Annotated in this window: 8 protein-coding genes; 4 read left to right on the top strand and 4 right to left on the bottom strand. The window is 69.0% G+C overall.

All coding sequences use genetic code 11. The features are described from left to right. Both VD972_RS23155 and VD972_RS23150 read left to right on the top strand, forming a co-directional pair. A partial coding sequence (locus tag VD972_RS23155; protein ID WP_324990463.1) for an Ig-like domain-containing protein occupies window positions 1-3,565 on the top strand: 3,565 nt, incomplete at its 5' end. Window positions 3,566-4,023: 458 nt separating this feature from the next. Further along, the gene (locus tag VD972_RS23150; RefSeq protein WP_324990461.1) at window positions 4,024-5,535 is read left to right on the top strand and encodes a hypothetical protein; all 1,512 of its coding nucleotides are present in this window, start codon (window positions 4,024-4,026) and stop codon (window positions 5,533-5,535) included. A gap of 35 nt (window positions 5,536-5,570) precedes the next feature. On the opposite strand, the gene VD972_RS23145 is transcribed toward VD972_RS23150, so the two are convergent. Beyond that, complete coding sequence (locus VD972_RS23145) at window positions 5,571-7,622, bottom strand: tetratricopeptide repeat protein (protein WP_324990459.1); 2,052 nt, start codon at window positions 7,620-7,622, stop codon at window positions 5,571-5,573. 63 nt (window positions 7,623-7,685) lie between these two features. After that, window positions 7,686-11,024: a hypothetical protein gene (locus VD972_RS23140; protein ID WP_324990458.1), complete on the bottom strand. Its 3,339-nt coding sequence runs from the start codon at window positions 11,022-11,024 to the stop codon at window positions 7,686-7,688. A gap of 69 nt (window positions 11,025-11,093) precedes the next feature. On the opposite strand from VD972_RS23140, the gene VD972_RS23135 reads away from it, so the two are divergent. Both VD972_RS23135 and VD972_RS23130 read left to right on the top strand, forming a co-directional pair. Beyond that, window positions 11,094-11,831, top strand: coding sequence for a hypothetical protein (locus VD972_RS23135; RefSeq protein ID WP_324990456.1), 738 nt, complete (start codon window positions 11,094-11,096; stop codon window positions 11,829-11,831). Between the two features lie 172 nt (window positions 11,832-12,003). Further along, on the top strand, window positions 12,004-13,836 hold the full coding sequence (locus VD972_RS23130; protein ID WP_324990454.1) for a methyl-accepting chemotaxis protein: 1,833 nt from the start codon (window positions 12,004-12,006) through the stop codon (window positions 13,834-13,836). Window positions 13,837-13,854: 18 nt separating this feature from the next. On the opposite strand, the gene VD972_RS23125 is transcribed toward VD972_RS23130, so the two are convergent. Then, window positions 13,855-14,484, bottom strand: a complete 630-nt coding sequence (locus tag VD972_RS23125; RefSeq protein ID WP_324990452.1) for a hypothetical protein — start codon at window positions 14,482-14,484, stop codon at window positions 13,855-13,857. Window positions 14,485-14,574: 90 nt separating this feature from the next. Further along, window positions 14,575-14,683, bottom strand: a 109-nt coding sequence (locus VD972_RS23120; RefSeq protein ID WP_324990465.1) for an SDR family oxidoreductase, incomplete at its 5' end; no start/stop codon positions are given.

Raw genomic sequence — 14,683 nt, 5'->3', positions numbered from 1 at the left:
GGCGGGCCAGTGGACGACGAGCGCGCCCATCACCGTGGAGGTGAACAACCCGGGCAACGCGCGCTACGATCCCGTCTTGGGGGCACCTCGGTGCGACACCCTGGCGGCCCGCTGCGACAGCCTGGGGCTGGTCTGGGGACGAGGGTCCAGCTACGAACGGAACGCGCCCAACACCCTGGACGGATGCCATGACGGCAGCTTCGGGGGGAGTGGCAACGGCGAGCATGAGGCCATCAATGGGATCCGCGTGATGCGGGAGGATGGCAAGCCCCTGGCTGCCGGGGCACGGGTTCGGATCGAGGTCGACGTCTGGGCCTACACCCGCGGTCACATGGCGGACTCCCTGGACCTGTACTCCGCGGCGGACGCGACCCAGCCCTCGTGGACGCACATCACCACGCTCAGGCCGTCGTCCCCCGATCGCCAGACGCTCTCGGCGTACTACACCCTGCCTGCAGGCACCCTGCAGGCCCTGCGCGCGAACTTCCGCTTCTGGGGGAGCACCTCCCCGTGCACTCCGGGCGAGTTTGACGATCGCGACGACCTGGTCTTCCCGGTCTTCGTGGACACCGCCCCACCGACGGTGGCCATCACCAGTCCCACCGCCGGAGCGGCGTTGAGCCATTCCGTCTGGCTGAAGGCCTCGGCGAGCGACGACTTCGGCGTGGTGGCTGTGGACTTCTATGACGGGGAGACACTGATCAAGACGGATACCTACGAGCCCTTCCAGGTGGAGTGGCACACCTGGGGTCTGCCGAACGGCAGCCGCACGCTGACGGCCCGAGCTCGCGACGAGGCCGGCTTCGTGGGGAGCTCGCAGCCCGTGACGGTGGTGTTGGACAATGACTACACGCCACCGGAGGTCTCCGTGAGTGCGCCCGCCCAGGGCACGGCCGTGATGGGGGCGGTGGCGATCTCCGCGAACGCCACGGACAACAGGGCTGTCAACTCGGTGGCTTTCTTCAGCGGCACCCGGTGGCTCGGCACCGACTCCTCGCCGCCCTTCAGCTACACGTGGAATACGGTGAGCGAGCCGCTCGGAGAGCACGCCCTGACTGCCAGGGCCTACGACTCCTCCGGCAACTCGGCGATCTCGGCGCAGGTGGTGGTGACCGTTGCGCGCGATACCACGCCACCGTCCGTCTCGATCACGACGCCCACCGGCAGTGCGACGCTCGCCGGGTCCGTGACGGTCCTGGCAAGCGCCACCGACGATGCCGCGGTGACGAAGGTCGAGTTCTTCCAGGACGGCACCCTGCTAGGGACCGCTACCTCCTCTCCCTACAGCGTCTACTGGGACACGAGGACCGCGGCGAACGGCAGCCACGTGCTGAGCGCGCGGGTCACGGACTCCAGCGGCAATGTCGCCACCTCCCAGGAGGTGAGCGTGACGATCGACAATGACTTCACCGCGCCGACGGTCTCCATTACCTCTCCCGCGAGTGGTGCGACGATCTCTGGGACGCTGTCCATCCAGGTGAGCGCGACGGATGACAGGGGCGTGTCCCGGGTGAGCTTCCTCGTGGATGGGTTCATGTGGGGCACGAGCTACAGCGCGCCGTACAGCTACAACCTGAACAGCAAGACCTTCTCCAATGGTCCGCACACCCTCACGGTCAAGGCCTACGACGCGGCGGGGAACGTGGGGACCTCGGCTCCGATCGCCGTGACGGTGGACAACGACTCCACGGCCCCCACCGTGGCCATCACCTCCCCGGCCAGCGGGGCGACCCTGGCGGGGTGGGTCTCCCTCCAGGCGGACGCCACGGACAACAGGGCAGTGACGCGGGTCGAGTTCTTCGTGAACGGTGCGGTGCTCGTGAGCGACACGACGGCGCCCTTCAGTGTGGACTGGGACATCACCACGCGGGCGAACGGGAACTACAGCCTGCACGCCAAGGCCTATGACGCGGCGGGCAACACGGCCACGAGCGCCGTCGTCGCCGTGACGCTGTACCAGCCTGGCAGCGCCACGTACGATCCCGTGCTCCGCGCGCCGAAGTGCGCCACGGTGGACGCCGTCTGCGACACCTTGACCCTCGTGCAGGGTCGGAGCAATGGAGAACTCAACCCGCCCAACACGCTCGACGGATGCGTCGACGGCTCGCTCTATTACGCTCTCTACGGGAAGAGCCAGCGGATCAAGCTGTCGCGCGTCCATGGAGAGGCCTTCGCGGAGGGGCGGCGCGCCCGGATCGAGGTCCACGCCTTCGTCCACAACTTCTCCACGGATGTGATCGACGTGTTCTACGCGAGCAACGCCACCCAGCCCTCGTGGACGTACCTGACCACGCTCCGGGCGAGTGTGGGTGGGACCCAGATCCTCTCGACGGAGTACATCCTGCCCGCGGGCAGCCTGCAGGCCGTGCGCGCCCAGTACCGGGTGGGCGGCAACAGCGGCTCGGCGTGCAGCGGCGGGGCCTATGACGATCGCGACGACCTGGCCTTCGCGGTGGGCCAGCCGACGGATCCCTATCCGCCGACGGTGGAGCTCACCGCCCCCTCCAGCAATGCGCTGGTGGGCGGCAGGGTCTCGGTGACCGCGACGGCCGAGGACGACCTGGCGGTGACGAGGGTCGAGTTCTTCGCGGATGGGATGCTGATCGGCACCGACACCAGCGCTCCCTATGAAGTGAGCTGGAACAACTCCGGCGTCGCGGAAGGTGTCCACACGCTCACGGCAAAGGCCTACGACAACGGGGGCCGCGTCGGCACCTCTCCGGCGGTTGAGGTGAACCTCGACAGCACCCCGCCAGAGGCGGCACTCGCTTCACCCGAGCAGGGAGTGCTCCTCCGGGGCAGTGCCGTGCTCGAGGCCACCGCCAGCGATACGCACGCCGTCTCGAAGGTCGAGTTCTACGACGGCGCGACGCTGATCGGCACGTCCTTCGCCACGCCCTATGCGCTGAGCTGGAACACGGTGGGCGTGACGGACGGTGCCCACACGCTCACGGTGAAGGCCTATGACAGCGTCGGAAACGTCCGCACCTCCGCCGGGGTGGGGGTGACCATCGACAACACTGCGCCGACAACGGCCGTCAGCGCTCCGGCGCAGAACGCCCTGGTCCGGGGCACTGTCCAGGTCACTGCGACTGCCAGCGACAACCAGGCCGTGGCGAGCGTCGAGTTCTATGCGGGCGGGACGCTGCTCGGCACGGACACCACGGCGCCTTACGCGGTGAGCTGGGACACAACGACCGGAGCCACTGGCAGCGTGACGCTGACGACGCGGGCCTACGACATGGTGGGGAACGTGACTCAGTCCACCGGCCGCGCGGTCTCGGTGGACAACACCGCTCCCACGGTGGCCATCACCTCTCCGGCGAACGGGGGCTCGGTGTTCCTGATCGCCACGATCTCGGCGAGCGCTGGCGACAACGTGGGTGTCACGCAGGTGGTGTTCTACGATGGCGGCACGGTCATCGGCACGGACACCACGGCGCCCTACAGCGTGAGCTGGGGCCTGCTGAGCGTACCGAAGGGCTGGCACACGCTGACGGCGAAGGCGTATGACGGGGCGGGAAACCTCACGACGTCGACGCCCATCTCCGTGAAGGTGAACTGACCCACAAGGAAATGGTGCCAGGCCTCTGGACGTAATGGCGCTACGCTGGGCCCGGGGTCGAGAAGGTGACGGCGCCGGCCTGGATCACCCTGCATGGGCTCCCCACGGGCGAGGTGGCCATTGTAGGAAGCACCATCGTCATCTCTCTGCCTGCCACGTCAGCCCAGGACATGGAAGGAGGAGCCGCAGCCGGAGCCAGTTGCCTTTGCGGTCGGAGCTTCGTGGCGCTCTTCTGACTTGGTGACTCCAGTCACCAGTGGTGACTGTTGTCATGAGACACGCAGACTCCAGGTGTCCGAAGCGACCGCCGCGCGCCGGCAACGCCTCCGCGCTCCTTTCCCCTGTCATCACAAGAGGTTGACTCCCCCAGGGGCCTCACCGGCGCCACCTCCCGCATGTGTGGCACTGGAGATGCATATGCCACAAGGAAAGCCCGCATTCTAAAAGAGAGACCCGTCATGGCCTGGGATACAAGAATTCGTCACTCCTTCAAGCGCCCGGCGACGGAGCCGAGCCCCCCCCCCTCCGAGGCGAGCAGCCCCGCCAAGAAGAACACCGCGGCCCCCCAGCCGAGCACCCACGCTCCGCAGGCCGCGACGGCGGATACCTTCGATTCGTCCACGCCGAAGTCCGGTCCGAACCTCACCGGACAGGCGGAGGCCTCGGCGACGGTGGGGGCGGATGGCGTCACCGCGAGCGCCAGCGGCTCGGTGGAGGCCAAGGGCCTCAAGATCAACTTCGGTACGGAGATCAGCAGCAAGACCAACGTCGAGAGCGAGGACGGCTTCACGACGGTCACCGCCGAAGGGAGCCTCTCGGTCAACCTCGGTGGCGAGGTGGACCTGAAGACCGTCGGCTTCGGCGCGAACTACACGGAGGGCGTCAAGACGAAGTTCCAGGTCCGCATGTCGGACGAGGACTACGCCAAGGTGGAGGCGGGTGAGGCGGAGCTGCCGGATCCGTACAACCCGGACTCCATGCCGGAGGGCAGCTCGGTGCTGATGAACAGCACCGACTTCCAGGGCACTGACTTCGAGGCGAGCTATCGCAACCTCAAGCTGGAGACGAACGTCACCCAGGAGGAGGGCGTCTCCGTGGCGGTGGAGAAGACGGGCCAGAACACGGTGCGCGTGACGGCGGGGCCGACCGAGGCGGTGGAGAACAGCTTCAAGCTCGGCCTGGAGCTGGGCCCCGCAAGCGCCCACATCGGCAACAGCACGCGGCTGGATGAGTTCAAGCTGAAGACGGCGGAGTTCGATCTCTCCACGGATACGGGCCGCGCCGCCTACAACACCTTCCTCGCCACCGGGAAGCTCCCCGAGGACAACGGTACGGGGATCTCGAACGTCGCGACGGTGGAGAAGCTCCAGTACGACTCGACGACCAGCGCTGGCGTCTCGCTCGGGCCCTTGAGCGGCTCGGTCGATCTGGCGAACAGCAACCTGAACGTGGTGAAGACGACCTACCCGGACGGGTCCGTGGACCAGGTGACGGACGCGAGGCTCCACGCGGGGACGCCGGTGCACCTCGAGCAGCACTTCAACCCGGACGGCACCGAGGATCCCCGCAAGACGGAGATCTCGATGTTCATGGTCGGCGCGGACGGCGGAGCCGAGTCGGAGTTCGCCAACGCCTATGGCGTGGACCAGCATGACTTCGACAAGGACATGGACATCTACCTGTCCTTCACTCCGGAGCAGGCCAGGGATCTGTCCGAGCGCGCCCGCAACTACAAGGCGCAGTGGGAGGAGGAGACCGGGTACAAGTGGGAAGAGTCCTCGCACCTGCAAGACGAGCGTCTGATCGACGAGCTGGCCAAGGCGGAGAGCCCCTCCGAGGTGGCGCGCGCGCTCATCAACGCCTATGGCGGGCCGAACTGGATGGGAGCGGCGTTCGAGAAGATGTCGATCGTCGGCGACGAGCACGTGCCGCTGCCAGGGGACATCGAGGCGCGGGACCGGAACGGGTAGCGCGGGAACGGTAGGGCCCTGACTGGGCCCATCGGTCATCCGAGGAGGGCCTGGAACCGCGGGTCCTCCCGCAGGGAGCTCCAGGCCAGGTCCCCCTTGGCCCAGTGGATGACGTGAGGGTCCAGCGCGCACGCCTCTCTCAGGAACTCGAAGGCTCGAGCCGCGCTGCCCGTCAGCGCTTCGATGCCCCCCAGCCGTACCAGCGCCTCGGACCGGTTCGTCGAGAGGAGGGCCTGGAGGCGACGCTGGGCCTCTGCCAGCTCCTCTCCCACCGCTGCGGGCTCCTCCAAGCGTGCTCGGGTGACGGCGAGGTTGTAGGCAGCGCTCCAGGACTCCGGATCCTTCGCGAGGACCTGCCGGTAGACCGCCAGCGCCTCGTCGTACTTGCCGAGGCGAGAGAGCAACTCCCCTCGCAGGTTCGGCCAGTCCTGGATGAAGGCACTGTTACGAGCAGCGATCGCCTCCATGTCCTCCAGCGCTTCCGCATGGCGCTCGTGAATCAAGTACAAGGTGCCGCGGATGAAGCGAACCTGGAGAGACTCCGGGTCTTGCACGAGGGCACGCGAGATCTCGTCCAGTGCCTCGCTGTATCGGGCCCCGTTCATCAAGGCCACGCTCCGCGTCACCCGGGCTGCGGTCATCTCCGGCTCGAGTGCCAGCACCTGGTCCAGCGATGCCAGCCCCTCCTCGAGCCGGTTCATCTGCAGGTACACATTGGCGCAGGCGAATTGGACATGAGCAGAATCAGGCTGGAGTGCCCGGGCCTGCCCCAGGTCCGAGAGTGCGTCTTCAGTGCGTCCCATCAGATGGTAGATCTGGGCTCGCTCCAACCAGTGGAGGGGGTGACGAGGATCCAGCGCCACGGCCTGGTTCACGGCAGCCAGCGCGTCCTCGAGCTCCGCCTTCTGGCGGTGGATCGATGCCTGGATGCTGGCGGAATCTGACTGGACTGCTCGAGCCCCGGCATCCCCCTCCATCCGCACGATGGTGGCCAATCGCTCCGTCAAGCCTGGAGCGGCAGCAGGCGCGAGGCCTGTGGACAAGAGCCATCTCTGGATGTTGTCCAGGTGCTTCTCAGGGTCGGGGCCCGCGACAGAGTCCTTGAGCTGCTGGACGAAGAGGGAGGCCTGCGCTGCAAGCCGTGCGTAGGTCTCTCCGACGCCCTCCATGTTGTTCAGGAGTGCCTGGAGGGGAAGCCGGGAGAACACCAGCAGCAGGTTGTCGGGCTGCAGCTCCATGGCACGCTCCACCTCCGCGAGCGCCTCCGGAATGCGGCCTTCTCTCAGGAGGAGGAAGCTGCGTAACCGGAGCTCTGCTCTGATCTGGTGTTCTGCCTGTGCCAGGAGCGCCAACAGCGCGGGCAGGCCCTGGGTCTTGCGGTAGATGTCCGTGGCCACCTGGGCGTCTATCAACCCTCGCTTCGCGAGGAAGGCGCGCGTCTCTTCCTCCGTGAAGGGCTCCAGGGGCATGCGCGAGATGAAGGGCTCGTACTGACGCCAGGCGTCCCGCGACAGCTCCAGCTGCCCGGCGATAACGAAGAGCAGGTTGAGGGACGTCTCTCCGTACTTGCCCTGAGCGATGTCGCGCAGCCACCCGTCGAGGTACTCGGAGGTGTGCTCATAGGCATCGAAGAAGAGGACGACCGAGTGCTGCTCGCACGCATCGCGCAGCTCGCTCAGCCAGAGCGGAGTCAGGATCGTGATGGGACCCTGCTCCAGCTCGGCGCGCTTCTGCTTGTAGGTCCGAAGGCGATCCTCGAAGGACTTCAGCGGTACACCCTGGGACCGCAGATCCTCCGAGAGCCGCGCCATCACCTCGACGATGTTGCGCTGACCCTCGTTGCTCCAGGCCCTGAGCACTTTCTGCTCATCGGCGATCTGCCGGAAGCGCTCGAGCAGGAACGTCTTGCCGACGCCTCCCAGCCCGGACACATTGAAGAAGAACAGCTGGCGCTCCTCGGCAGGCTGGGCGAGCCACTCTCGGAAGCGTGCGATCTCCTCCCCGCGCCCGAAGAAAGTGTCTCGCGACTCCTCCTTCTGGCGCTCCTTCAAGCGGTCCTGGAAACTCGTGGGCTTCTGAGGACTCATGCCCGGTACTTAGCGGGTTGGAAGCAGGACGCAAGCCGGTGCGCTCACGGCGAGCGAGCGGCGCTACTCCCGCGCAGTGGTGATGGCGCGTGCCACCGCTCGGATGGCCGGGCTTGAATGCTCTCGGAGGGCTCGCAGCCGCTTCGCCGCATCCTCTCGCCAGTGCACGCGGTCTCCCGCCGCGCGAACGAGCGCCGCCGAGACGAGCGGAGCCTCTCTCGCCACGCGGTCAGCGATCTCCAGCAGCGTCTCGGGTGCCCACTCGGCGCTGGGGTGGCTCACTGCCGCGGACACCTCGCCCGCCAGCGCGGGGGCGAAGAGAGGCTCCTCCTGTATCTCCTGGGCAAGCCCGAGGATTGCCTGGCCCACCGTCTCCGCGTCCTTCCACTCCCAGGAGCCCAGCCGGAGGCTCGCACTCTCTGGCCAGAGCGACGCATCCGTGGCAATGACACCTGCCACCTCCTGCAGCCGGGCGCGCAGCCGCAGGCGCACCGGGCGGGGGAGGTTCAACAGCGCTCCGCACAGCCCCTTCAGGCGCTGCCGGCCCGGCAGATCCCGCTCGGCAGAGGCGTTCTGTGCCTCGGTCACGGGCAGCGTGACGAGCGCCGCCACCGTCGACACCAGCCGCTCCACGGCGATGCCGTCCCGGACCGACTCCACCAGCGCTTGCGTGGCCTCACTCCACTCGGAGCCTCCCGCGAGATCCAGGATGCGCTCCGATGCCGCGCGCGCCACCAGCTCCTCGGAGCCGGGAGACCACGCCGGGAGCGCGAGCCAGGCCTCACGGCGGACGCTCAGCTCCGGGTGCCCGGCCACCTGCAGCACCAGGGCCGCGTAGCGCGGGCGCACCTCGGGACGCAGCCCCAAGGGGCTCTGATCCAGGAGGCTCAAGGCCACATACGCGTCCGGGCTCCGGGCCATGGAGTCGAGGATCTCCCAGGCCTCCTCCGCGTCCAGCAGCCGGCGCGCTGCATGGCCCACGGCGATGCGCACGTCCCGGTGGAGCTGGGGACGCTCGCCCTGCTGGCGGAGCAGCGGCAGGCTGCGCGCCGAGCGGAACATGCCCAGCAGGCGCACCGCCTCCTTGTGCACCGTCACCTTCAGCTTCTCGCGCCCGAACAGCTCCGCCAGCGCGGCCGACAGCGTCTCACCGCTCACCTGGCTCGCCACCCGAGGCACCGCGTACATGGCCACGCGGGCCCGGTCACCATCGAGGTTCTCCAGCAGGAGAGGCAGCGCCGTCGCCGGCCGGTCGAGCCAGGCGAGCGCGCCCAGGGCCGCCTCCACCGTGGGCACGTCCTTCGACTGAAGGAACGGGGTGAACGTGTCCACCGTGACGACGGGCATCAGGGGCAAGGCGAGCAGCACGGACATCCGCTCCCACGCGCTGCGCTCCCCATCCTGAGCGATGTGCACCAGCAGCGAGGCGAGCTGCTGCTGCTGCCGGGGCAGCCAGCGGTGGAAGCCTTCCCGAGCCGGGGGCACCCAGCCCGTCTTGGCCGTGAGGAAGCGCCCTCGCAGTCGCCGGCCCAGGAGGAACGGGTCCAGCCAGTCCTGCCGGCGCCGGTGGAGGTGGTCGAAGACCGGGGGGATGGTCACCGTCGTCTCGTCCCGGTCCAGCAGCTTGCGGACCCGGATCTCTCGCGTGCGCGGCGGCGCGAGCCACAGCGTGATGGCCATCCGCGCCGCCCCGTCGAGAGCAGCGTCCGTCGCCGGCTCGAGCAGCGCCTGCAGCATGTCCACGTTCCACGCGCGCCGGCCGAGCGCCTGCGCCAGCGTGAGGATCAGCGCGTGGCTGTCCCGCGCGTCGGCGGCGCGGATCATGGGCAGCAGCGTCGCGACGATGCGCAGCTCGGCGCCCCGCGGCAGATCCCGCTCCAGGGGGGGCAGCGCCAGCGTGCCCCGCTGGCCCGCAAGCCGCTTGAGTGTGTCCAGCGCGAACTGGAACAGCGGACCGTTCGGCTCTTCGGCATGGCCTTTCATCAGCCGGAAGGCCAGCCGCTGGAGCGCGGCGCGGGTGGTGGGGGAGGAGTCGCGCGCCTCCACGACGAAGCCCACCAGCTCCGCGAGCGAGGGGATGTGCTCGGCGGAGAAGGTGGTGAGCGGCACGTCCGCCAGCGCGCCGAGCACCGCCATGCGCACGGGATCCTGCTCGTTGCGCAGGCGCATGAGGTGCGTGAGCGTCTCCGTCATCCCCCGCCGGGACAGGCCGGTGGCGCGCACGAGGTAGACGAGCGCCTGGGCCCGGTCCTCCGCCTTGGCGGCGAAGGCGGCCTTCGACAGCGGCTCGCGCGCGTGCTCGATGAGGCGCAGGGAGTGGGTGGCCAGCAACTTGTTCCGATCCTCCCGTACCTCCCGGAACGAGAGCCGCCGCTCTGCCTCCGCGTCCCGCAGGGCGTGGGGCAGCACGGCGAGCAGCGTCTCGGGCAGCTCGTGCGCGGGGATGCCCTCGAAGGCGTGGGTAAAGAGCTCGGCGCGGCGTGACGGCGCCAGGGCCTCCAGGAAGGGAGCGAGGTGGTGCGGCATCTCCCCGAGGATCCGCGCCAGAGCGCGCTGCTGCTCCGGCGAGAAGGCGTCCGCCTCCACCAGCACCCCCGAAGGCAGCCCTTGGTTCTTCAGCCAGCCGCGAAGCGAGGGCCGCGTCAGCAGGGCGAAGATCTGATCGGGATGGCGCCGGGTGAGGCGCCGGATCCCGTTCAGCACGGGAGGCGGCATCACGTCCAGGGGCGCGAAGTCGCGCACCAGGGCGAGCACCTCCGCGCTGCGCAGGCAGGTGAGCTCCGTCAGCGACTCGCTGTACAGGAAGAAGAGCCGAGAGCGCTCCCGCTCTGGAACGGCGGCGAAGCGGGCCTGGAGGTAGCCGAGGACCGCGTCCGGGTAGCGCCAGGTCAGCGTGTGCCAGCTCTTCAGCGAGTGGCCGAGCTCTGGCAGGAGGCGCCGCACCGACGCTTCGTCCAAGGCGGGGATTAGGAGCGCGGCCTCCGTGGAGCCATGCCGGGCAAGGATCTGCGGCAGGAGCCGGGACGCCAGCGCGCTCCTGCGGGCCAGCGCCACGCCCTTGAGCACGCGGCGCCGCATTGCCGGCGCCAGCTCTGGCAGGACGCGCTCCAGCGAGGCATCATCCCGGATGCAGGGGCCTGCCAGCGAGGAGGCCAGGGCGCAGACCGTCAAGGAAGGGTGGGTAAGGCCGCGCAGCAGAGGAGCCTCGTCCCGCGAGGCGCGCGCCATCTGCAGGGCGACGCTCGCCTCATACGCACCCCCCGCGAGCAGCTCATCCATCAGCCGCGTGAGCGGGGCCGTGCCGCGTGCCTCCTTCCCCAGCGTCGCGACGCGCTCCATGCGGGCCCCGTAGGGGAGGGGATCCAGCTGTTGGAGCAGCGCTTCGCGTGACGGGAGCTTCATGGGGCCTCCTGGAGCCGAGCCGAGAGGCTTGTCCGCCTGTGCGTCCTCCGTCAATCTGGACCCGTGCCCATGAATCCACGCGCGCGCTCTACCTTCTCCCTGCTCATGAAGGCTCTCTGCGTCGCGCTCAGCACGGGCTGTGCGTCCATGGGCGCGATGCAGCGTGCGGACACGCTCCCACCCGGGAAGTACCAGGTGCTCGTGGAGACCTCGGTCCAGAACGCGGTGGGGCGCGATCTCGGAGACGGCGAGCGCATCAGCTGGCCCTACCTCGCCGTCCACTACCGGCGTGGGCTGAGCGAGCGTGTGGAGTGGAGTGTGGGTGCCTCACTCCTGTCCTTGAAGGCTGGCCTCAAGGTGCGCCTGAATGATCCGCTCGATGAGGGCTTCGCCCTCTCGGTGGCCCCCGAGCTCGGGGGCGCCATCTTCGGTGAAGGGGAGAACCGCGACGGCGTCCTCGCCGCGACGCTCCCCCTGCTCCTGGGGTGGCGGGTAGGCCAGCGTGGGCAGTGGGTGCTGGGGCCCCGCGTGCAGTACCTCCGCACTTTTCCTGCAGCGACTAGCTTCGCCAGGCCCTTCGAGCTCTTCGCCGCGGGCGCTTCGTTCGGGGTGGTGGTTCCCCTGGGTAGGGACTTCGGTGTGATGCCGGAGGTCAGCGTGCTGACTCCCTTTGGGCGCGACCGCTTCGAGCTGTACGAGCGTCTCTCCCCGAAGATTGGCGGCACGGACGGCGTGCTCTTCCAGGTGGGGCTGGGCTTTCTCTTCGGGGGGTTCCCCAGCCCCGAAGCCGAGGCGCCAGCGCGCTGACCTCGGGGCAGGGAGCAGGGGGGCAGCCGCCAGGAGGCCCGCGCCTCGTTGCCTACAGGCAGCGCCCTTCGTCTGATCAGCCCGCTGTCGACATCCTTCTCTCCACCGCTCGGCGCTTTCGGTTTAGGCTCGTTTTCGTCTTGCGGCCACCCCCGTCTTTCACCCACCCCCGATGAAGCTCAGCCTCGCCGCCCGGGTTACCGCGGCCTTCCTGCTCATTGTCCTCGTCCTCACCTTCGGGAGCGTGGCGCTCGTGGCCATGAACCTGCGGACGAGCCTCGAGGAGCGGCTCACGCTCAGCCTGGACCAGGACCTCGCCAGCTGGCGCAGCTTGCTGGAGCAGGAGGGGCGGGTGCTCGCGGTCGCGGCCCACGGAGCCGTGAGCGGGCCCACCCTGCGCGCGGTGCTCGCCAGCGAGGGCATGGACCGGGAGACCCTGGAGGGCATCGCCGCCGAGCAGCGCGCGTTGATGGGCGTGGATCTGCTGTTGCTCACCGGGCCGAGCGGAAAGGTCCGCGCGGGCAGCCTCACCGGTGCTCCTCCCGAGGACGTCTCCTCGCTGCTCGATCGCAATCAGTCCGGGCTGCTCCTGGTGCAGGACGTCCCCTACTGGAGCGTCATGCAGGCCGTGGAGGCGAACGGGCGGGTCGTCGGGCGCCTGGTGCTGGGCGTCCAGCTGGGAGAGGGCCTGATGAAGCGCCTGCGGGATCAGAGCGGCGCGGAGGCCCTCCTGCTGCTGGGCAATGAGGTGAGCGCCAGCGGTCTGCACACGGCCAGCCCCGAGGAGGTGCTCAAGGCCCTGCCCGCCGTCGGAGAGTCGCAGCACTTCCTCGAGCGGGGGGGCTCGCGCATCCTGGTGACCCAGATGGACATGGGCGAGGGCATGCGGCTGGTCCTCACGCGCAGCGCGGACGAGGAGCTCTCCGGCTTCCGCTCCACGCTGCTCTCGCTCATCGGGCTGGGCGGCGCGGCAGCCCTCATCGCCGCGCTCCTGGGCTTCATCATCGTTCAGCGGGTGACGGGGCCCCTGCGGCAGCTCACCGCCGCGACGGCGCGCGTGGTGGCCGAGGGCGACTTCCGCGGGACGCTGGAGGTGACCTCGGGGGACGAGATCGGCGAGCTGGCCACCTCGTTCGGACGGATGATGGACCAGCTGCGGGAGATCCTCCTCGTGCTGGATGCCTCCGCGGCGGAGCTGGAGCACGCCGCCTCCCAGCTCTCCGCGGACGCTGCGGTGCAGAACCGCACCGCCACACGCCAGGCCTCCGCGCTCTATGAGACGCAGGTGACGGCGCAGGAGCTGCAGCGCAGCTCGCAGCTGGCCGCCCAGCGCGCGCAGACGATCCTCAAGGGGGCCGAGCGCGCGGACTCGCTGGGCCGCGCCGGAGAGCGTGCCATCGAGAGCAGCGTGGGCGGGCTGACATTCATTCGCGATCAGGTGGACCAGATCGCCCACACCAGCCACGAGCTCCAGCAGCGCACGCTGCAGATCGGCGGCATCACCCAGACGGTGAAGGATCTGGCGGACCAGTCCAACATGCTGGCGCTCAACGCCGCCATCGAGGCGGTGCGCAGCGGCGAGCACGGCAAGGGCTTCGCGGTGGTGGCGCGGGAGATCCGCACCCTGGCGGATCAGTCCGTGGGGGCCACGGCGCGGGTGCAGGAGATCCTGGAGGACATCCGGGTGGCCATCTCCAACACCGTGGAGACGAGCGAGAACGGCGCGCGCGAGGTGGAGGGAGGGCTGTCGCAGGTGAAGGCCACGGGCGAGAGCCTGCGGGCGCTGGCCAGCCTGGTGCATGAGAACGGGGTGGCCGTCCGGGAGATCGCCGAGACGGTGAGCCGTCAGGACGTGGGCATCGCCCAGCTCTTCGACGCGCTGAAGGATCTGTCCTCGCTCTCCCAGGAGACCGTCACCCGCCTGCAGGCCACCGAGCAGGCCGCCTCGCGGCTCTCGGCGGCCTCCGGCGAGGTGCGCGCCATGGTGCGCCGGTACAAGCTCTAGGCGCGGCGGTGCTGGCCCTCAGAGGTTGACTTCGACGGGGGGACCCTTGGCGGGGACCTTCACGGAGAGGGGGCCTTTCTCCAGGCCTGGCCGGTACACGCGCAGCTTCCACTCGCCCGCGGGCACGTTCGGCAGGGTGAAGCTCCCGTCCGCCGAGGGCTTGGTGAAGTACGGGTTCTGGAGGACCAGGATGACGCCGTTCATCCGCGGGTGAATGGAGCAGAAGATCTCCACCCGGCCAGGCTGATCGAACTTCACCACCTTCTCCTGCTCCTTGCCGTAGAGCCCCAGGTCGAACGGCTTCACCTTGGACTTGGAGAAGACGTTGTGGGTGACCCAGTCGTCATTGGTGAAGTCCACCGAGGTGCCCTTGAACAGGGGCACCACCCCCGGCGAGAAGCGGGCGCCGCGCTGGGAGAGCTTGATGGGCGTGGCGGGTGGGGCGGGGAGGCTCCCCTCGGGGACCTCCTCGATGTAGATGACCGTTCGCTCCGCCTCCTGGGCGCCGGCGACCGGGATCGTGCCCTTCACGGTTCCCGCCGTGGCAGGCAGCCCGAGGAGGGAGACGAGGAGGGCGGAGGTGAACGGGGAGACATGAGGACGCCTCCCGAGACCCGGCATGGCGCGAGCAGCGGACGCATGAGACATAGGTAACCCCCTGGTGTAGCTGAGCCCTATCTTCGCGCATGGACGCCTTCCGCGCCCATTTCAGTTGCAGCGGATGGGACGGAGGCGCTGTCAGCTGCCGAAGTCGCCGCCGTTCATCGGGATCGCCGCGCCGGTGATGCCCGCTGCCGCGTCCGAGGCCAGGAAGAGGACCGCCGCCGCCACCTCCTCCGGCTGGATG

The organism is Hyalangium sp., assembly GCF_035629615.1.
In the GTDB taxonomy this organism is placed as follows: domain Bacteria; phylum Myxococcota; class Myxococcia; order Myxococcales; family Myxococcaceae; genus Hyalangium.
This window is presented reverse-complemented; position numbering and strand designations above follow the sequence as displayed.

Coding starts and splice junctions, on each gene's coding strand:
- VD972_RS23150 (WP_324990461.1), top strand. CDS start 4,024: ATGGCCTGGGATACAAGAATTCGTCACTCCTTCAAGCGCCCGGCGACG.
- VD972_RS23145 (WP_324990459.1), bottom strand. CDS start 7,622: ATGAGTCCTCAGAAGCCCACGAGTTTCCAGGACCGCTTGAAGGAGCGC.
- VD972_RS23140 (WP_324990458.1), bottom strand. CDS start 11,024: ATGAAGCTCCCGTCACGCGAAGCGCTGCTCCAACAGCTGGATCCCCTC.
- VD972_RS23135 (WP_324990456.1), top strand. CDS start 11,094: ATGAATCCACGCGCGCGCTCTACCTTCTCCCTGCTCATGAAGGCTCTC.
- VD972_RS23130 (WP_324990454.1), top strand. CDS start 12,004: ATGAAGCTCAGCCTCGCCGCCCGGGTTACCGCGGCCTTCCTGCTCATT.
- VD972_RS23125 (WP_324990452.1), bottom strand. CDS start 14,484: ATGTCTCATGCGTCCGCTGCTCGCGCCATGCCGGGTCTCGGGAGGCGT.